The 16889-nt window shown below is 66.3% G+C and carries 17 protein-coding genes; 7 read left to right on the top strand and 10 right to left on the bottom strand.

The features are described from left to right. Nucleotides 1–3: 3 nt before the first annotated feature. The 6 genes from lepA to rpoE form a co-directional block, all read right to left on the bottom strand. Entirely contained in the window at nucleotides 4–1803 is a 1800-nt protein-coding gene (lepA, locus tag ACIGKL_RS20115; protein WP_397488218.1) for a translation elongation factor 4, read from the bottom strand. A gap of 151 nt (nucleotides 1804–1954) precedes the next feature. After that, complete coding sequence (locus tag ACIGKL_RS20110) at nucleotides 1955–3376, bottom strand: DegQ family serine endoprotease (protein WP_397488217.1); 1422 nt, start codon at nucleotides 3374–3376, stop codon at nucleotides 1955–1957. A 34-nt stretch (nucleotides 3377–3410) separates the two neighbouring features. Then, complete coding sequence (locus ACIGKL_RS20105; RefSeq protein ID WP_397488216.1) at nucleotides 3411–3866, bottom strand: SoxR reducing system RseC family protein; 456 nt, start codon at nucleotides 3864–3866, stop codon at nucleotides 3411–3413. After that, nucleotides 3863–4810, bottom strand: a complete 948-nt coding sequence (locus ACIGKL_RS20100) for a MucB/RseB C-terminal domain-containing protein (RefSeq protein WP_397488215.1) — start codon at nucleotides 4808–4810, stop codon at nucleotides 3863–3865. Before ACIGKL_RS20100 ends, ACIGKL_RS20105 begins: the two co-directional genes overlap by 4 nt. A gap of 8 nt (nucleotides 4811–4818) precedes the next feature. Further along, nucleotides 4819–5391: a sigma-E factor negative regulatory protein gene (locus tag ACIGKL_RS20095; RefSeq protein WP_397488214.1), complete on the bottom strand. Its 573-nt coding sequence runs from the start codon at nucleotides 5389–5391 to the stop codon at nucleotides 4819–4821. Nucleotides 5392–5421: 30 nt separating this feature from the next. Beyond that, nucleotides 5422–6003: an RNA polymerase sigma factor RpoE gene (gene rpoE / locus ACIGKL_RS20090; protein ID WP_003245473.1), complete on the bottom strand. Its 582-nt coding sequence runs from the start codon at nucleotides 6001–6003 to the stop codon at nucleotides 5422–5424. A 376-nt stretch (nucleotides 6004–6379) separates the two neighbouring features. Between rpoE and nadB the strand changes: the two genes are divergently transcribed. Next, nucleotides 6380–8002 carry an L-aspartate oxidase gene (gene nadB / locus ACIGKL_RS20085; RefSeq protein WP_397488213.1) on the top strand — a complete coding sequence of 541 codons (1623 nt, stop codon included), beginning with the start codon at nucleotides 6380–6382 and terminating at the stop codon, nucleotides 8000–8002. On the opposite strand, the gene ACIGKL_RS20080 is transcribed toward nadB, so the two are convergent. Both ACIGKL_RS20080 and ACIGKL_RS20075 read right to left on the bottom strand, forming a co-directional pair. Continuing rightward, complete coding sequence (locus tag ACIGKL_RS20080) at nucleotides 7965–8423, bottom strand: protein YgfX (RefSeq protein WP_397488212.1); 459 nt, start codon at nucleotides 8421–8423, stop codon at nucleotides 7965–7967. The genes nadB and ACIGKL_RS20080 overlap by 38 nt on opposite strands. Further along, nucleotides 8407–8661 carry a succinate dehydrogenase assembly factor 2 gene (locus tag ACIGKL_RS20075; RefSeq protein WP_397488211.1) on the bottom strand — a complete coding sequence of 85 codons (255 nt, stop codon included), beginning with the start codon at nucleotides 8659–8661 and terminating at the stop codon, nucleotides 8407–8409. The genes ACIGKL_RS20080 and ACIGKL_RS20075 overlap by 17 nt, the downstream gene beginning before the upstream one ends. Nucleotides 8662–8806: 145 nt before the next feature. Here ACIGKL_RS20075 and ACIGKL_RS20070 point away from each other — a divergent pair, with 145 nt between their 5' ends. The 3 genes from ACIGKL_RS20070 (at nucleotide 8807) to ACIGKL_RS20060 (ending at nucleotide 10865) form a co-directional block, all read left to right on the top strand. Beyond that, a complete protein-coding gene (locus ACIGKL_RS20070) occupies nucleotides 8807–9748 on the top strand; it encodes a YgfZ/GcvT domain-containing protein (protein WP_397488210.1) in 942 nt (313 codons plus the stop codon). A 46-nt stretch (nucleotides 9749–9794) separates the two neighbouring features. Beyond that, nucleotides 9795–10631: an HDOD domain-containing protein gene (locus tag ACIGKL_RS20065; protein ID WP_397488209.1), complete on the top strand. Its 837-nt coding sequence runs from the start codon at nucleotides 9795–9797 to the stop codon at nucleotides 10629–10631. Nucleotides 10632–10700: 69 nt separating this feature from the next. Next, entirely contained in the window at nucleotides 10701–10865 is a 165-nt protein-coding gene (locus tag ACIGKL_RS20060; RefSeq protein WP_397488208.1) for a hypothetical protein, read from the top strand. Here ACIGKL_RS20060 and ACIGKL_RS20055 read toward each other — a convergent pair. Together ACIGKL_RS20055 and ACIGKL_RS20050 are read right to left on the bottom strand one after the other, a co-directional pair. Further along, complete coding sequence (locus ACIGKL_RS20055; protein WP_397488207.1) at nucleotides 10848–12242, bottom strand: sensor histidine kinase; 1395 nt, start codon at nucleotides 12240–12242, stop codon at nucleotides 10848–10850. The two genes, ACIGKL_RS20060 and ACIGKL_RS20055, sit on opposite strands and share 18 nt — an antisense overlap. After that, on the bottom strand, nucleotides 12239–12910 hold the full coding sequence (locus ACIGKL_RS20050; protein WP_397488206.1) for a response regulator: 672 nt from the start codon (nucleotides 12908–12910) through the stop codon (nucleotides 12239–12241). Before ACIGKL_RS20050 ends, ACIGKL_RS20055 begins: the two co-directional genes overlap by 4 nt. Before the next feature lie 1193 nt (nucleotides 12911–14103). Here ACIGKL_RS20050 and ACIGKL_RS20045 point away from each other — a divergent pair. The 3 genes from ACIGKL_RS20045 to ACIGKL_RS20035 all read left to right on the top strand — a co-directional run bounded on the left by ACIGKL_RS20045 (nucleotide 14104) and on the right by ACIGKL_RS20035 (nucleotide 16889). After that, the gene (locus ACIGKL_RS20045; RefSeq protein WP_397488205.1) at nucleotides 14104–15369 is read left to right on the top strand and encodes an OprD family porin; all 1266 of its coding nucleotides are present in this window, start codon (nucleotides 14104–14106) and stop codon (nucleotides 15367–15369) included. 31 nt (nucleotides 15370–15400) lie between these two features. After that, on the top strand, nucleotides 15401–16378 hold the full coding sequence (locus tag ACIGKL_RS20040) for a Bug family tripartite tricarboxylate transporter substrate binding protein (RefSeq protein WP_397488204.1): 978 nt from the start codon (nucleotides 15401–15403) through the stop codon (nucleotides 16376–16378). Nucleotides 16379–16445: 67 nt separating this feature from the next. Further along, complete coding sequence (locus ACIGKL_RS20035) at nucleotides 16446–16889, top strand: tripartite tricarboxylate transporter TctB family protein (protein WP_397488203.1); 444 nt, start codon at nucleotides 16446–16448, stop codon at nucleotides 16887–16889.

Genomic DNA, 16889 nt, shown 5'->3' with positions numbered 1-16889 from the left:
GCCTTAGCTATCCAACCTGAGCACGGCAAGGAAGGCTTCCTGTGGAATTTCCACGTTACCCACCTGCTTCATGCGTTTCTTACCGGCCTTCTGCTTCTCCAGCAGCTTCTTCTTACGGCTGACGTCGCCGCCGTAGCACTTGGCCAATACGTTCTTGCGCAGCGCCTTGACCGTGGTTCGCGCGATGATCTGGCCGCCGATGGCGGCCTGGATCGCCACGTCGAACATCTGCCGCGGAATCAGTTCCTTCATCTTCTCGGTCAGTGCACGGCCCTTGTAGGCCGCGTTGTCGCGGTGCACGATCAAGGCCAGGGCATCGACCTTGTCGCCGTTGATCAGCACGTCCAGCTTGACCAGATTGGCCGACTGGTAGCGATCGAAATGATAGTCCAGCGAGGCATAGCCGCGGCTGGTCGACTTCAGACGGTCGAAGAAGTCCAGTACCACCTCGTTCATCGGCAGGTCGTAACGAACCTGAACCTGGGAACCGAGGAACTGCATGTCGCGCTGCACGCCGCGCTTCTCGATGCACAGGGTGATGACGTTGCCCAGGTGCTCCTGCGGCACCAGGATGGTCGCGGTGACGATGGGCTCGCGGAAATCGGCGACGGACGAGACGTCCGGCAGCTTGGACGGGTTGTCGACGGTGATGGTTTCACCGGTCTTGAGCTCGAGCTCGTAGATTACGCTTGGTGCCGTGGTGATCAGGTCCAGGTCGTACTCGCGCTCCAGGCGCTCCTGGATGATCTCCATGTGCAGCATGCCGAGGAAGCCGCAGCGGAAACCGAAGCCCAGGGCGTCGGAGCTTTCCGGCGCGTACTGCAGCGACGAATCGTTGAGGGTCAGCTTCTGCAGGGCATCGCGGAAATCCTCGAAGTCATCGGAGCTGACCGGGAACAGGCCGGCGTAGACCTGCGGCTGGATTTTCTTGAAGCCCGGCAGCACCTCGACCTCGGGGGTCGAGGACAGGGTCAGGGTGTCACCCACCGGCGCACCGTGAATGTCCTTGATGCTGGCGATGATGAAGCCCACTTCACCGGCTTTCAGATCGGCGGTGGCGGTATGTTTCGGAGTGAATACGCCGACGCTGTCGACCAGGTGCACCTTGCCGGTGGACTTGACCAGAATCTTGTCGCCCTTCTTCACGCGGCCGTGACGCACGCGCACCAGCGAGACCACGCCCAGGTAGTTGTCGAACCAGGAGTCGATGATCAGCGCCTGCAGCGGCGCCTCGATATCCCCGGTCGGCGCCGGAATGGTCTGCACCAGGCGTTCGAGCACCTCGTCCACGCCCATGCCGCTCTTCGCGCTGCAGGCCACGGCGTCGGTGGCGTCGATACCGATGATCTTCTCGATCTCGTCCTTGACGCGGTCCGGGTCGGCCTGGGGCAGATCCATCTTGTTCAGCACCGGCATGACCTCGAGGCCCTGCTCGATGGCGGTGTAGCAGTTGGCCACCGACTGCGCCTCGACGCCCTGACCGGCATCGACCACCAGCAGCGCGCCCTCGCAGGCTGCCAGGGAGCGACTGACCTCATAGGTGAAGTCGACGTGACCGGGGGTATCGATGAAGTTCAGCTGGTAGGTCTTGCCGTCCTGCGCCTTGTAGTGAAGCGTGACGCTGTGGGCCTTGATGGTGATGCCGCGCTCACGCTCCAGATCCATGGAGTCCAGGACCTGAGCCTCCATTTCGCGCGCGGCGAGGCCGCCGCACATCTGGATGAAACGGTCAGCCAGGGTGGACTTGCCGTGGTCGATGTGGGCAATGATGGAAAAATTGCGGATATGACTCAGGTCACTCACGGATCAACACTCGAAGAAGGCACAGGCAAGACGCTTGCCGAAAATAGCCGCGGATTGTACCCGATCCCGCGCGACCGCGTCACGTCCGCACCGCGCCGGTGCAGAAACGCAGAAGGGCGCCCGGAAGCGCCCTTCTGCAGCCTTGCCCGGATTACTCGGCCAGCTTGAAGGTGATAAAGCTGGCGCGCCCCTGGCGCAGCACGCGCATCGATACCGAACGGTTCTTCGGCAGCTCCTGCGCGACCTTGGCGAAGGTGGCGGTGGAGTCGATGGCCTGGTTGTTCAGGTGGGTGATCACGTCGCCCGGACGCAGGCCGATCATCGCCGCCGGGCCGTTGAGCACCTCCTTGACTACCACGCCCCCCCTGAGGTCGAGCCCCTTCTTCTGCTCGGCGGTCAATTCCACCACGCTCACGCCCAGGCGGTTATTGCTGCGTTCACCGCCCGGCGTGCCGGTGGCCGCCAGTTCCTGACCCTCTTCCGGCAGGGTGCCGATGGTGAGTTTGAGCTCCTTGCGCGAGCCTTCGCGCACCACATCCATCTCGGCCTGCTCGCCCGGCTTGAGGCCACCGACCAGATGCGGCAGGTCGGCCGACATGACGATGGGCTTGCCGTTGAGACTGAGGATCACATCCCCCACCTGCAGGCCACCCTTGTCCGCCGGACCGCCTTCCAGCACTTGGGCGACCAGCGCGCCGGCCGGTTTGTCCAGGCCGAAGGATTCGGCCAGATCCTTGTTCACTTCCTGAATCACCACACCGAGCCAGCCACGGGTGACCTTGCCGTCCGCCTTGAGCTGGTCGGCCACCTGCAGCGCCACCTCCATGGGAATGGCGAAGGACAACCCCATGAAGCCGCCAGAGCGGGTGAAGATCTGCGAGTTGATCCCCACCACCTCGCCCTGCAGGTTGAACAGCGGGCCGCCGGAGTTACCGGGGTTGATCGCCACGTCGGTCTGGATAAACGGCACGTAGCTGTCGCTCGGCAGGTTGCGCCCCTTGGCGCTGACGATGCCGGCGGTCACCGAGTGGTCGAAGCCGAAGGGCGAGCCGATGGCCAGCACCCACTCGCCGACCTTGAGCGCGTCGGACTTGCCCAGGCGCACGGTGGGCAGGTTCTCGCCCTCGACCTTGAGCAGGGCCACGTCGCTGCGCGGGTCGGCGCCGATCAGCTTGGCCTCCAGCTCGCTACGGTCGGACAGGCGCACGATGATCTCGTCGGCGTCGGCCACCACATGGTTGTTGGTCAACACATAACCGTCGGCGGAAATGATGAAGCCCGAGCCAAGCGACTGCGCCTCGCGCTGGCGACCGCCGGGGCCGCGCGGCACCTGGGGAATGTTGCGCTCGAAGAACTCGCGGAACATCGGCGGCAGGCCTTCCAGGTCGGGCATGCCCGGCTGACCGCCGGCCACCCGCTCCGGCACCTTCTGCCGGGTACTGATATTGACCACCGCCGGCGAGGCCTCCTCCACCAGTTCGGTGAAGTCGGTCAGGCTGGCCTGGGCCAGCAGGCTCTGCCCCCAGAGCAGGGCGACCGCCAGCAGCGGCGCAACGGATCCGAGTTTTCTCATCGACTACGACTCCCCATATGAAACGCAAACACTCTCAACTCGCCGCCGGCCCACCGGCCAGCAGCGCACGCAGGACAACGGGTTGCAAGGCCGGATCGTCGGCGACGCGCGACGCGCGCCAGCGCACCAGCAGCCAGGTGACGAACAGACCGGCAAGCGCGCCGAGGATGACCCAGGGCTCGCTCAGGCCGAGGCCGTCGGCCAGCAGGGCGGCGCCCAACAGGCCGAGCAGCGGCAACAGATAGACCAGCAGCGAGCTGCGCACCAGCAAATCCTCGCGCACGCCGATCACCACGGCATCGCCCACCGCGAGTTGCAACTGACAGAGGGCGCGCACATAACCGCGCTGGCGGCCGACGCCGAGACGCTCCATCAGCCCCTGGCCGCAGGCGGCATTGGCCGAACAGCTGGAACAGGTGCTCTTGCGCAGCGTTTCGACCCAGACCGCGCCGGACTCGACCGCCACCACGCGCCCCTGTTCTTCGATCATTGACTGACCTGTTCGGCGGCCCCGGCACGCATGGACAGGGCGATACGCTCGGCGGTGCCCAAGGGGATCTCGCCGACCACGGTGACCATCACGTCGCCGGCCTCGGTGGCCATGCGTCGCGACACCGCGACGGTGGGGCCGAGCTGGCTGCGCGCGTCTTCCACCACCGCCCCCTGCAGGGGCTCGAGAAAGACCGAGAAACGCGCCAGGCCGTCGCCGTACATCAGGCAGGCGACCGCCTCGTCGGAGGCAGGACTGCGCCGCAGCTGGGCGGCGTTGAGGGTGAAACCGGGGGGCAGCCAGTCCGAACGCCAACTGCCTTCGGCCACCTGATCGACCGAACGCAGGCGCACCGGACGGCAGCGCGAACTGGGTTGCAGGGCGCCCGCTTCGGGGGCCGTGGTCTGCAGTTGGGTGAACTGGAAGCGCTCCAGCAACTGCCCCTTTTCGTTGAGCAGCAGGGATTTCAGCGGCAGACCGGTTTCCTGGTCCAGGTGCAATTCGAAGCCATAGCGGTGCTGATCCTTGGGTGCCAACACCAGCACCACGGCGTTGCGGCCGGCGATGCGCGACTGGCCGGCGACGCGGATGTCGTACCAGTTGCCCAGCTGCTCGGCGTCCAGATGCCGCGCCGGCCAGGCCTGGGCGTCGCCGACCTGGTCGGCCAGCGCGCCGCTGACGCATTGGGTCTGGCCGTCGACCTTGAGCACTTCCTGGGCCGGGCCGTCGAGCTGCAGCAGGCGTTCGCGGATCGAACCGCCCTCCTCTACCCGATGCCACACGCTGTGGGTGGAGAAACTGCCGTTGCGCTCGTAAACGAAGGTGCCCTGAAAGCTCTGCCCACGCTCGGCTTCGGCGAGGCGCTTGAGCCAATCTTGTGCATCAGCGGCATGAACCGGCAACGCCAGCCAGCCGCTGAGAAGAAAGAGAGGGATCGCGCGCATGTGGCTCCTTAGCGGTTTTCCAGGCTGGCGGCTCGTGCATAGGGCAAGGCGGTTTCGCCGGCGCCCATCGCCGCCTGCTGCGTATGCTGGCGCAGGTAGGTCGGCAGGCGCTGCTCATGCCAGCCGGCGGTGCCGGGCTTGGCGGCTTCGCTCGACGCCTCGCCGCTGCTGTATCCGGCCAGCAGCGCCGGCCCTTGCACCTGCGGCACCGACAGCGTCGGCGCAGCGTCCTGCTGGGCCAACTGGCTGCCGCTCAGTTCGTCCTGGTTGTACAGACGCACGCCGGCGAGCACGGCAACGGTCACCGAAGCCGCCACCGCGAGACGACCGACACTGCGCCACAGCGGCGCCTTGCGCACCGGCACCACCTCGTCGGCCAACGCCGCCGAGACCGCCGCGGCGATATCCAGGCGCGGCTCGAGCAATTCCCTGTGCATGGCTGCACGGGCGATCTGGTAACGCGACCAGGTGCCACGCAGCTCGCCATCCTCACTGGCCGCGAGCACGCGCCGCAGCTCCAGTTCGTCCGCTTCGTTATCCATCACCGCGGACAGCGATTCCTGCAGGGTTTCACGACTCATGGTGTTCCTCTCTTGGCTGTCGCCGCTGCCTCAGGCTTCCTGCAACAAAGGTTGCAGAGATTTATCAATGGCCTCACGCGCACGGAAGATCCGCGAACGCACGGTGCCGACCGGACACTGCATGACGCTGGCAATGTCCTCGTAACTCAGTCCCTCGAACTCGCGCAAGGTCAAAGCCGTGCGCAAATCGTCCGGTAGCTGGGCGATGGTTCGATGCACCGTGGCCTCGATCTCGTCGCGCAGCAATGCCCGTTCCGGTGACTCGATGTCCTTGAGGGCGTGGTCGCCGTCGTAGAACTCCGCGTCATCGCTACTGACATCACTATCTGGTGGCCGCCGACCGCGGGACACCAGATAATTCTTCGCCGTGTTGATGGCGATGCGGTACAGCCAGGTATAGAACGCGCTGTCACCGCGAAAGTTTCCAAGCGCCCGGTACGCCTTGACGAAGGCTTCCTGGGCAACGTCCTGAGCCTCGTGGGTGTCGTGCACGAATCGCACGATCAAACCGAGGATCTTGTGCTGATACTTCAGCACCAACAGATCGAAGGCGCGCTTGTCGCCGCGCTGCACTCGTTCGACCAGTTGCTGATCATCTTCCTGGGTTAGCATGCACTCTCCTCATGGTGCTCGGAGGAGGCTTGCGCCCGTGAGCGAATCAGCCTGCCAAGATAGACTCGGGCCTCGCGCAAAAGTTCTCCCCTCCAAGCAAGCTTCCCGCAGAGTCTGTTTTTCCCTCTGCACGGAACGGCACCAACGGGACGCATCCCGCTCGCGCGAATATTTATCGCCACACGTTTTCCCAGCTGATCGACGGTTTGGCCGAAGATCGAGCAGGCACATGCCGGCGCTCTCCCTTATATGGGCGACCCTCTATGGAACCTTAACGACTAAGAAAGTTCCCGAGCACTGCGGTCGGTCATAAGCTGGCTATTGTGCCGCTGGCCCTCTCTATATACTAGGGCTCGCATTCCCGCGGAATTCGGACATGAGCCAACACTTCCAGCACGACGTTCTGGTCATCGGCAGCGGCGCCGCCGGCCTGACTCTCGCCCTCACCCTGCCCGCCCAGCTGCGCATCGCCGTGCTGAGCAAGGGCAACCTGGCCAATGGCTCGACCTACTGGGCGCAGGGCGGCGTGGCGGCGGTACTGGACGACACCGATACCGTCGAATCCCACGTCGCCGACACCCTCAATGCCGGCGCCGGCCTGTGCCGCATCGAGGCCGCGCGCTTCACCGTGGAACACAGCCGCGAAGCCATCCAGTGGCTGATCGACCAGGGCGTGCCCTTTACCCGCGACGACCAGACCGCGGGCGAAGACGGCGGTTTCGAATTTCACCTGACCCGCGAGGGCGGCCACAGCCACCGGCGCATCATCCACGCCGCCGACGCCACCGGCGCGGCGATCTTCAACACCCTGCTGGAACAGGCTCGCCAACGGCCCAACATCGAGCTGCTGGAACAGCGCGTGGCGGTCGACCTGATCACCGAGCGCAAGCTCGGCTTGCCCGGCGAACGCTGCCTGGGCGCCTACGTGCTGGATCGCGCGCGCGGCGAGGTGGACACCTTCAGCGCGCGCTTCGTGATTCTCGCCACCGGCGGCGCGGCCAAGGTCTACCTCTACACCAGCAACTCCGACGGTGCCTGCGGCGACGGCATCGCCATGGCCTGGCGCGCCGGCTGCCGGGTCGGCAACCTGGAGTTCAATCAGTTCCACCCCACCTGCCTGTACCACCCACAGGCGAAGAATTTCCTGATCACCGAGGCGCTGCGCGGCGAAGGCGCCCTGCTCCGCCTGCCCAGCGGCGAGCGCTTCATGCCGCGCTTCGACGAGCGCGGCGAGCTGGCCCCGCGCGACATAGTCGCGCGCGCCATCGACCACGAGATGAAGCGCCTCGGTATCGACTGCGTCTATCTGGACATCAGCCACAAGCCGGCGGAGTTCATCAAGAATCACTTCCCCACCGTCTACGAACGCTGCCTGGGCTTCGGCATCGACATCACCCAGGAGCCGATCCCGGTGGTGCCGGCGGCGCACTACACCTGCGGCGGCGTGGTGGTCGACCAGCACGGGCGCACCGATGTACCCGGCCTGTACGCCATCGGCGAAACCAGCTTCACCGGCCTGCACGGCGCCAACCGCCTGGCCAGCAACTCGCTGCTGGAATGCTTCGTCTACGCCCGTTCGGCCTGCGCCGATATCGTCGGCAAACTCGGCGAGGTGGCGATGCCGGCCGACCTGCCCGGCTGGGACGCCAGCCAGGTCACCGACTCGGACGAGGACGTGATCATCGCGCACAACTGGGACGAGCTGCGGCGCTTCATGTGGGACTACGTCGGCATCGTGCGCACCAACAAGCGGCTGCAGCGCGCCGAGCACCGCGTGCGCCTGCTGCAGGGCGAGATCGACGAGTTCTACAGCAACTACAAGGTCAGCCGCGACCTGATCGAGCTGCGCAACCTGGCCCAGGTCGCCGAACTGATGATCGAGTCGGCGATGCGCCGCCACGAGAGTCGCGGCCTGCACTACACCCTGGATTACCCCGAGCAGTTGGCCGAGGCGCGCGACACTATCCTGACCCCGGCGCAGCCCAGCGCCGGCGGCTGAACTTCAGGCGCAGACGCAGGCGCCGGTGCAGCTCGCGCGGCAGCGCATCGCGGGGAATACACAGGCCGCGCGTGAAACGCTCGCCCGGCCGGCGAAAGCGCAGCACCACCGCCAAGGGCAAGGCCAGGCTATCGGGGCGCAACTGCACCGGCTGCCAGCCCCGCGCCGCGCTCCACAGCTGCCAGCCGAGGGCATCGCGACGCAGCCCGCGCACGGCATGCGGCGAAGTCAGCAGGATATGCCGCGGCAGCACCCAGGCGGCATGCGCCAGACAAGACAGCAGCGCCAGAACCTTGCCCCACAGGGGCACGGCGGCCAGCCAGGGCGCCAGCAGGGCCAGCGCCAAGGCGGCCAGATAGAGCCTCAGCAGCCCGCGCGAGGGCTGCCAATGGCACTCGAACAGCTCACTGGGGTTGGACACGATCCAGGATCATGCGCACCATGCGCTTGAGGTCGGCGTCTTCCGGCTCGCCGCGCTGCATGAACCAGCCGAACATGTCCTGATCCTCGCACTCCAGCAGCTTGCGGTAGCGCGCCTGGTCGTCGGCATCCAGGTTGGGGTAGACCTCCTTGACGAAGGGCACCAGCAGTACGTCCAGCTCCAGCATGCCGCGACGGCTGTGCCAGAACAGGCGGTTGAGTTCGGTTGCATCGACCATGGAACGGCTCCTTGAAAGAGGCCGGCAGTATAACGGCGAAAAGTCTCGCTGTTGACCCGAAGCGACGACCGCGCCCGCTGACAAGCGCCTATCGCGCCCTCTATGATGACGCCCCTGTCTTTTCTCCAGCGACTCGATTCCCACCATGGCCGATAGCGCGTACTTCACCCTCCTCGACCACGAAGGCCTGCTCGCCGTGCGCGGCGCGGATGCCGGCAAGTTTCTCCAGGGCCAGCTGACCTGCAACCTCGACTACCTGTCCGCCACCCAGTCCAGCCTGGGTGCCCGCTGCACGCCCAAGGGGCGCATGCTGTCGAGCTTTCGCATCCTCCCGGTGGACGGCGGCTACCTGCTGGCCATGGCGCGCGAGCTGGTCGCGGCGCAACTGGCCGACCTGCAGAAGTACGCGGTGTTCTCCAAATCCAAACTGGGCGACGAAAGCACCGCCTGGGTGCGCTTCGGCCTGGCCGGCGGCGACGCCCTGCTGGCCGAACTGGGCCTGGAGCTGGGTGCCGAGCGCGATGCCCTGGCCAGCGCCGGCGAGCTGCTGGCCGTGCGCCTCGGCGACGGCCGCGCCGAGCTCTGGGCGCCGGCCGCTGCCGCCGAACGCCTGCACGGCCGACTGACCGCGGCGCTGCCGCAAGCGCCGCTCAGCGACTGGCTGCTGGCCCAGGTGCGCGCCGGCATCGGCCAGGTGTTCGGCGCCAGTCGCGAGCTGTTTATCCCGCAGATGCTCAACCTGCAGGCCCTCGGCGGCGTCAGCTTCAAGAAGGGCTGCTACACCGGCCAGGAAATCGTCGCGCGCATGCAGTACCTGGGCAAGCTAAAGCGGCGCCTGTACCGCCTGCGCCTGAACGGCGCGGACACGCCGGCCGTCGGCGTCGAGCTGTTCTCGCCGGTGCACGGTTCCAGCGTCGGCGAAGTGGTGCTGGCCGCCCAGGCGGGCGACGCCGTCGAGCTGCTCGCCGTGTTGCAGGAAGATGCCGTCAACGATGGCCGTCTCCATCTCGGCAGCGGCGAAGGCCCGACGCTGAGCCTGCTCGATCTGCCCTATCAGCTGGATGCCGGCAAGGAAATCCAGCGCTGACTAAACTGCCCGGGCACCGTAGCGGTTCGCCCCAGAGAGACCTGCCATGAGCAAGCTTGCCGAAAAAGTCCAACAGGAACTGATCCACGCCATCGAGAACGACGAGCTGGTGCTGCCCACCCTGCCCGAGGTGGCGCTGAAGGTGCGCGAGGCCGCGGAAGATCCGGATATCGGCATCCCGCAGATCAGCAAGGTGATCGGCAACGACGCCGCGCTCACCGCACGCATCATCAAGGTGGTCAACAGCCCGCTGCTGCGCAGCAACAAGGAAATCACCGACCTGCAGATGGCGGTCAGCCGCCTGGGCATCAACTACACCTGCAACCTGGCCACCGGCCTGGCCATGGAGCAGATGTTCCAGGCCACCAGCGACGTGGTCGACCGCAAGATGCGCGAGGTGTGGAACAAGAGCACCGAGATCGCCGGCATCTGCCACGTGCTGTGCCGCCACTACACCCGCCTGATGCCGGACCAGGCCACCCTCGCCGGCCTGGTGCACCAGATCGGCGTGCTGCCGATCCTCACCTACGCCGAGGAACACAACGAGCTGCTGGCCGACTCCATCAGCCTCAACCACGTGATCGAGCAGATCCACCCGATCATCGGCGACAAGATCCTGCGCACCTGGGAGTTCCCCGAGCCGATCGCCATGGTGCCCAGCCAGTACCTGAACTTCGCCCGCGACTCGGCCAAGGTCGATTACGTCGACATCGTCCAGGTCGCCACCCTGCAGAGCTACCTGGGCAGCGAGCACCCCTACACCCAGCTGGATTGGAGCACGGTGCCGGCCTTCGCCAAGCTCGGCCTCGACCCCAACGTCGACATGCAGGCCGACGAAGACCTCTGCGCCGCCATGGAAGCGGCGATGAGCATGCTGCAATAAAAGCGTCGCGGCGCTGCCGGCAATCTGCTTCTAGACTCAAGCCCGAACGCTTGCCGGAAGCAGTCCCCCATGCGCCTCGCCCTTCTCCTTTGCACCCTGCTGCTGTCGTGCGAGGTGCCCGGCAACGCCGAGCGCATCGCGCGCTTCAATCGCGGCCTGGCGCAGCTGCGCGACAGCGGCAAGATGGCGCAGTACCTGCTGGAGATCCAGCAGCCGTTAAGCCTCAACCCCTAACGGGAACTCCACCCGCACCCGCAACCCATGCGGCTGCACCTGGTGCAGGCTGATCTGCGCCTGGTGCGCGCGGCAGATCTCGCCGACTATGGCCAGCCCCAGGCCGGCGCCGCTGCCCTGCGCGCCGCGCCGGTAGAAGCGCTCGAAGACCTTCTGATGCTCGTCCTCGGGAATCCCCGGGCCGTCGTCCTCCACCTCCAACAGCGCCGGGGCCAGCACCCGCAGGATCAGGTTGCCGCCCGCCGGGGTGTGCGCCAGGGCATTGTCGATCAGGTTGCTCAGCAGCTCGTTGAGCAGGGTCGGCTCGCCGTCGATCCACACCGGCTGCTCGGCCTCCAGGGCCAGGGCGACGCCGCGGGCATGGGCCAGCGGCGCCATGGCCAGGCCCAGCTCGCGCGCCAGCTGGCTGAGGTCGATGCGTTGCGCGCCGCCCTCGGTAATGGCTCGCGCACCGCTTTCGATACGTGCCAGCGACAGCAGCTGGTTGGCCAGCTGGGTCAGGCGATCGCCCTGCTGCGCCACCTGCTCCAGGGTGTCGCGCCACGCCTGCGGTTGCTCGGCACGCAAGCCCAGGGCGATGCGCGCCTTGAGTGCCGCCAATGGCGTACGCAGCTCGTGGGCGGCGTCGGCGATAAACTGCGACTGGCGCTCGAACAGCGCGCGCAGGCGCTCGTTGAACTGGTTGAGCGCTTCCACCAGCGGCAATACCTCACGCGGCAGACCGCTGTCCGGCAGCGGCTGCAGGTCGTCGCTGGCTCTCTCGGCGACTTCACGACGCAACGCCTCCAGCGGGCGCAGGGCCAGATTCACCGCCAGCCACACCAGCAGCAGCGCACTGACCGAGAGCAGGCCCATGCGCCATAGGGTGCCGACCAGCAGTTCGCGGGCCATGCGTTCGCGCGCGCCCTGGGTCTCGGCCACGCGAATCTCGGCGATGCCGCTCAGCTGCGGCTCGCTGACCGGCTGCAGCAGGCTGACCACGCGCACGCCCTGGCCGCGGTACTCGGCGTCGTAGAAGTGCGCCAGCGCCGGGTAGTCGTCGGTGCGCCGGGTGCCGGGCGGCGCCGGCGGCAGGTCCTCGTAACCCGAGACCTGCTCGCCGCGATGACCAAGCACCTGGTAGTAGATGCGCCCGGCGCTGTCGTAGGCGAAGGTGTCCAGCGCCACATAGGGAATATTGGCCTTGAGCAGGCCGTCCTCGGTGTACAGGCCGTCGGCCACCGCCCGCGCCGAGGCCAGCAGGGTGCGGTCGTAGGCGGTGTCGGCGGCACGCCGCGCGCTCCAGTAGGCGCTCAGGCTGCTCAGCAGCAGGATCAGCGCCAGCAGCAGCGCCAGGCGCCGCAGCAGGCGGCCGCGCAGGCTGGCGCTGCGGCTCATGCCTCGATCGCCTCCAGCAGGTAGCCGAGGCCGCGGAAGGTGACGATGCGCACCGCGCGGCCTTCGAGCTTCTTGCGCAGGCGGTGGACGTAGATCTCGATGGCGTCGGCGCTGGCCTCCTCGTCCAGGCCGAACACCTGGGCGGCCAGCTGCTCCTTGCTCATCACCCGTCCGGGGCGGGCGATCATCGCCTCCAGCACCGCCTGCTCGCGGGCGGTCAGGCTCAGCGCCTCGCCGTCCAGGCTGAAGCGCCGCGCGCCGAGGTCGTAGACCAGCGCGCCGCAGCGCTGCAGCTGCTCGCCGCCGAGCACGCTGCGGCGCAGCAGGGCCTTGACCCGCGCCTCCAGTTCGGACAGCTCGAAAGGCTTGGCCAGGTAGTCGTCGGCCCCCAGGTTGAGGCCGTGCACCCTATCCTTGACCTCGCCGCGCGCGGTGAGCATCAGCACCGGCAGGGTCTGGCCGCGGTCGCGCAGGCGCGCCAGCACGGCGAAGCCGTCGAGCCGGGGCAGGCCGATATCGAGAATCGCCAGGGCGTAGTCCTCGCTGGACAAGGCCAGGTCGGCGGCGACGCCATCGTGCAGCACGTCCACCGTCCAGCCGGCGCCCTTGAGCGCCTGGGCCACGCTTTCCGCCAATTGCGGATGGTCTTCGACCAGCAGAATCCGCACCGCCACCTCCGCACAACTTGCTTCGAGGCGCGCAGTGTAGCGCCGTTGAGGTTGCTGTGAATTGACGAAATGCCGGCTCGGCGCCCTCTGCGGGCCGTCGCAGGCGATGTCAAAAGCGCTCCCAGTGTTTATTTGGTTATTCGCATAAACGTGCAGATTGACACCGGACTGGCAAATAAGTGTGTGCTGTCGAGGACTTGGCACTATCCATTAATGCGCCGTCTGGCCTGATGGGTTTCGCCCCTTACGGGCGACTCACTTTCTTTGCTTGTGCAAAGAAAGTAAGCAAAGAAACACACCCCTACATACGGCCCCGGCTGCGCCGGGGTTCCCTCGCTTCATCACCACTCCAGGGGCCCGCCGCGAAGGGCCATCCCTGGCCCATCGCGGCTCTCGCGGCATCCATGCCGCTCAACCCCTTCCACGGCGATTCCACTCGGCCTCCTGAAGGGGATTTGGGCGTCGTCTGTGAGATCGCGATTCAAGAGCAAAGGCAAAGGCAAAGGCAAAGGCACAGACGCCGCCAAACTTAATTTCGCGGAGATTACGCAAGCTCGCACCCAGGTCCCGTCAGGAGGCCGAGTGGAGGTGTTGCGTAGGGGGACGAGCCGCATGGATGCGGCGAGAGGCTTAAAGGGCCAGGGATGGCCCTTTAAGCCGGCCCCCGGAGCAGCGCCGGAGCGAGGAAACGCAGCGAAGCGGAGTAACAGCCGAAAGGCTGGCCCGAAGGGTGAGCGAAGCGAATCAAGTTTCGCGCAGCGAAACCCGGATGCCGGGTGCCCTTCTTTGCCACACCTTTCTTGGGCAAGCAAAGAAACGGAGCGAAGCGCAGTAACAGCCGCAGGCTGGCCCGAAGGGCGAGCGCAGCGAGTCAAGGTGTGGCGCCCGTAAGGGGCGCAACCCAAACGTTCAGCGGACGCGGTGATGGATAGTGCTAAGGTCAGTCAGCGATATGCACACCAACTTGCCAGTGCGGTGTTAAACACACCCTCCCCGCAGAAATGCAAAGAACCTTTCTGTGGCCAGCCATCCAAGCAGGCCACGTCAAAAAACGCTCCAGGCGTTTTTTTCCGTGCTGAAAGCCTGGCGAAAGCTTGCCTCTCTAGCATCGCCTCATGGTGGCTCGATCCACCTGCTCGAGCGACCCTGCAGTGGTGCGAGGTCGCGACAAAAACAAGAATGGAGACCACAAGATGCACGCAGCCTCACGTCAGGCCCTGCCGCCTGTCCGCCTGCTCTGCCTGGCCATCGCCGCTGCCGGCGTAGCCCCCCTCGCCAACGCCGCCTTTATCGAAGACAGCACGGCCAGCCTGACCGCCACCAACATCTACCTCAACCGCGACTTCCGCCAGTTCGACGGCCAGAACAAGCGCGAGGAATGGGGCCAGGGTTTCTGGCTCGACGTGCAGTCCGGCTACACCGACGGCAGCGTCGGCTTCGGCGTCGACGCCATGGGCCTGCTCGGCGTCAAGCTCGACTCCGGCGGCGGCCGCACCGGCACCGACCTGCTGCCGGTGCAGGACGACGGCGGCACCCCGGACGAATTCAGCCGCCTGAGCCTGACCGCCAAGGTCAAGGTCTCCGCAACCGAGCTGCGCTACGGTTCGCACGTGCCCGAGCTGCCGGTGGTCAAGGCCAGCGACAGCCGCCTGTTGCCACAGGTGTTCGAAGGCGGCCTGCTGACCTCCGCCGAGCTGGACGGCCTGACCTTCACCGGCGGTCGCCTGGACAAGGTGATCGACCGCGCCTCGACCAACTCCGAAGACCTGGTGCTCAACAGCAAGAACCGCCGTTTCGCCGGTGGCGTGACCGCCGACCACCTGGACCTGGCCGGTCTGGACTACCAGTTCAACGACAACTTCAAGGGCCGCTACTTCTTCGCCGACCTGGACGACGTCTACCGCCAGCACTTCTTCAATCTGCTGAGCAGCCACAAGCTCGGCGCCGGCACCCTGGCGAGCGACGTACGCCTGATGCTCAGCGACGACAGCGGCGCGGCCAACGCCGGCAAGATCGACAACCGGGCGTTCAACGCCATGCTCAGCTACGGCATCGGCAGCCACAAGTTCGGCCTGGGTTTCCAGGACATGAGCGGCGACACCGGCTACGCCTATATCGACGGCAGCGACCCCTACCTGGTCAACTTCGTGCAGATCAACGACTTCGCCAACGCCGACGAACGCTCCTGGCAGGCCCGTTACGACTTCAGCTTCGCCAGCCTCGGCGTCCCCGGTCTGAGCTTCATGACCCGCTACATCCGCGGCGACGATGCGCGCATCGCCGGCTCCGACGAGCGAGGCGGCGAATGGGAACGCGACATCGAGTTCAAGTACATGGTGCAGAGCGGCCCGCTCAAAGACCTCTACGTGCGCCTGCGCAATGCCAGCTTCCGCTCCGACTTCGCCCGCGACGCGGACGAGAACCGTGTCATCGTCGGCTACACCCTGCCGATCTGGTAACCCACAATAAGATTCGCGAGGAGAACCCATCATGAAATCTGCCCTGACCCGTGCCGCCCTGACGGTTTCCTGCCTGGCCTTCGCCGGCCAGTTGCTGGCCGGCGAGCCCAAGCGCCCCGAATGCATCGCCCCGGCCAAGCCCGGCGGCGGTTTCGACCTGACCTGCAAGCTGGCCCAGAGCGGCCTGAAAGACAGCGGCCTGCTCAAGGCGCCGATGCGCGTCACCTACATGCCCGGCGGCGTCGGCGCGGTGGCCTACAACGCGGTGATCGCCCAGCGTGCCGATGCACCCGGCACCATCACCGCGTTCTCCAGCGGCTCCCTGCTCAACCTGGCGCAGGGCAAGTTCGGCCGTTATGACGAAACCGGCGTGCGCTGGCTGGCCGCGGTGGGCACCGACTACGGCGCGATCACCGTGCGCGCCGACTCGCCCTGGCAGAACCTGGACGACCTGGTGCAGGCGCTGAAAAAAGACCCGGCCAGCATCGTCTTCGGCGCCGGCGCCACCATCGGCGGCCAGGACTGGATGCAAACCGCGCTGATCACCCGCTTCGCCGGTATCGACCCGAAAAACCTGCGCTACGTGGCCTTCGAAGGCGGCGGCGAAACCCTCACCGCCATGCTCGGCGGCCACGTCCAGGTCACCTCCAGCGGCCTCGGCGAGGTCACCCCGCAACTGGCCGCCGGCAAGGTGCGCATCCTCGCCGTGCTGTCCGAAGAGCGCCTGCCGGGCAAGCTGGCCGAGATCCCCACCGCCAAGGAACAGGGCTACGACATCGTCTGGCCGGTGATCCGCGGCTTCTATATGGGCCCGGAAGTCAGCGACGAGCAGTACAACTGGTGGAAACAGCAGTTCGACAGCCTGCTGGCCAGCGAGGATTTCGCCAAGCTGCGCGAACAGCGCGACCTGCTGCCGCTGGCGATGACCGGCGACGAGCTGAAGGCCTTCGTCTTCAAGCAAGTCGAAGAGTACAAGGCGCTGGCCGGCGAGTTCGGCCTGGTTCAGTAATCCGCCTGCACAACCCGCCCACGGCCCGCCCGCTCCCCGGGCCGGGGCGCATCCGAGGTAATTCACCATGTACGTTCGCCTGTTCGCCGCGAGCTGGCTGCTGCTGTGCGCCGTTCTCGCCGTCCTCGCCTGGGGCTTCCAGGCACCTTTCGCCTACGATCCAGTCGGACCGCGCGCCTATCCCTTGCTGCTGCTCAGCCTGATGGCCGCCGCCAGCCTGTGGCTGATCTACAAGCCCGGCGTGGTGGAGCAGCACCTCAATCTGCAGTCGGTCAAGCGGGCCCTGCTGTGCATCCTCGCCCTGCTCGCTTATGCCCTGCTGTTCGAGACCCTCGGTTTTGTCATCAGCACCGCCCTGGGCACCTTTGCCCTCGGTCTTTTGTTTACCGGCCGCCTGCTGCCCTGCGCCATCAGCGGCGTGCTGATGGGCGTCGTGCTCTACAGCCTGTTTGACCTGTTGCTGGATGTGCCCCTGCCTCTGGGGCTGTTCGAAGCCTTCGTGGAGAACTGA

Source organism: Pseudomonas sp. NPDC077186 (assembly GCF_044543505.1).
Classification (GTDB): Bacteria; Pseudomonadota; Gammaproteobacteria; order Pseudomonadales; family Pseudomonadaceae; genus Aquipseudomonas.
This window is presented reverse-complemented; position numbering and strand designations above follow the sequence as displayed.

Bases quoted from the DNA above. Each gene is read 5' to 3' on its own strand.
- ACIGKL_RS20110 (WP_397488217.1), bottom strand. From the start codon at position 3,376: ATGAGAAAACTCGGATCCGTTGCGCCGCTGCTGGCGGTCGCCCTGCTC.
- ACIGKL_RS20105 (WP_397488216.1), bottom strand. From the start codon at position 3,866: ATGATCGAAGAACAGGGGCGCGTGGTGGCGGTCGAGTCCGGCGCGGTC.
- ACIGKL_RS20100 (WP_397488215.1), bottom strand. From the start codon at position 4,810: ATGCGCGCGATCCCTCTCTTTCTTCTCAGCGGCTGGCTGGCGTTGCCG.
- ACIGKL_RS20095 (WP_397488214.1), bottom strand. From the start codon at position 5,391: ATGAGTCGTGAAACCCTGCAGGAATCGCTGTCCGCGGTGATGGATAAC.
- rpoE (WP_003245473.1), bottom strand. From the start codon at position 6,003: ATGCTAACCCAGGAAGATGATCAGCAACTGGTCGAACGAGTGCAGCGC.
- nadB (WP_397488213.1), top strand. From the start codon at position 6,380: ATGAGCCAACACTTCCAGCACGACGTTCTGGTCATCGGCAGCGGCGCC.
- ACIGKL_RS20075 (WP_397488211.1), bottom strand. From the start codon at position 8,661: ATGGTCGATGCAACCGAACTCAACCGCCTGTTCTGGCACAGCCGTCGC.
- ACIGKL_RS20070 (WP_397488210.1), top strand. From the start codon at position 8,807: ATGGCCGATAGCGCGTACTTCACCCTCCTCGACCACGAAGGCCTGCTC.
- ACIGKL_RS20065 (WP_397488209.1), top strand. From the start codon at position 9,795: ATGAGCAAGCTTGCCGAAAAAGTCCAACAGGAACTGATCCACGCCATC.
- ACIGKL_RS20060 (WP_397488208.1), top strand. From the start codon at position 10,701: ATGCGCCTCGCCCTTCTCCTTTGCACCCTGCTGCTGTCGTGCGAGGTG.
- ACIGKL_RS20055 (WP_397488207.1), bottom strand. From the start codon at position 12,242: ATGAGCCGCAGCGCCAGCCTGCGCGGCCGCCTGCTGCGGCGCCTGGCG.
- ACIGKL_RS20045 (WP_397488205.1), top strand. From the start codon at position 14,104: ATGCACGCAGCCTCACGTCAGGCCCTGCCGCCTGTCCGCCTGCTCTGC.
- ACIGKL_RS20040 (WP_397488204.1), top strand. From the start codon at position 15,401: ATGAAATCTGCCCTGACCCGTGCCGCCCTGACGGTTTCCTGCCTGGCC.
- ACIGKL_RS20035 (WP_397488203.1), top strand. From the start codon at position 16,446: ATGTACGTTCGCCTGTTCGCCGCGAGCTGGCTGCTGCTGTGCGCCGTT.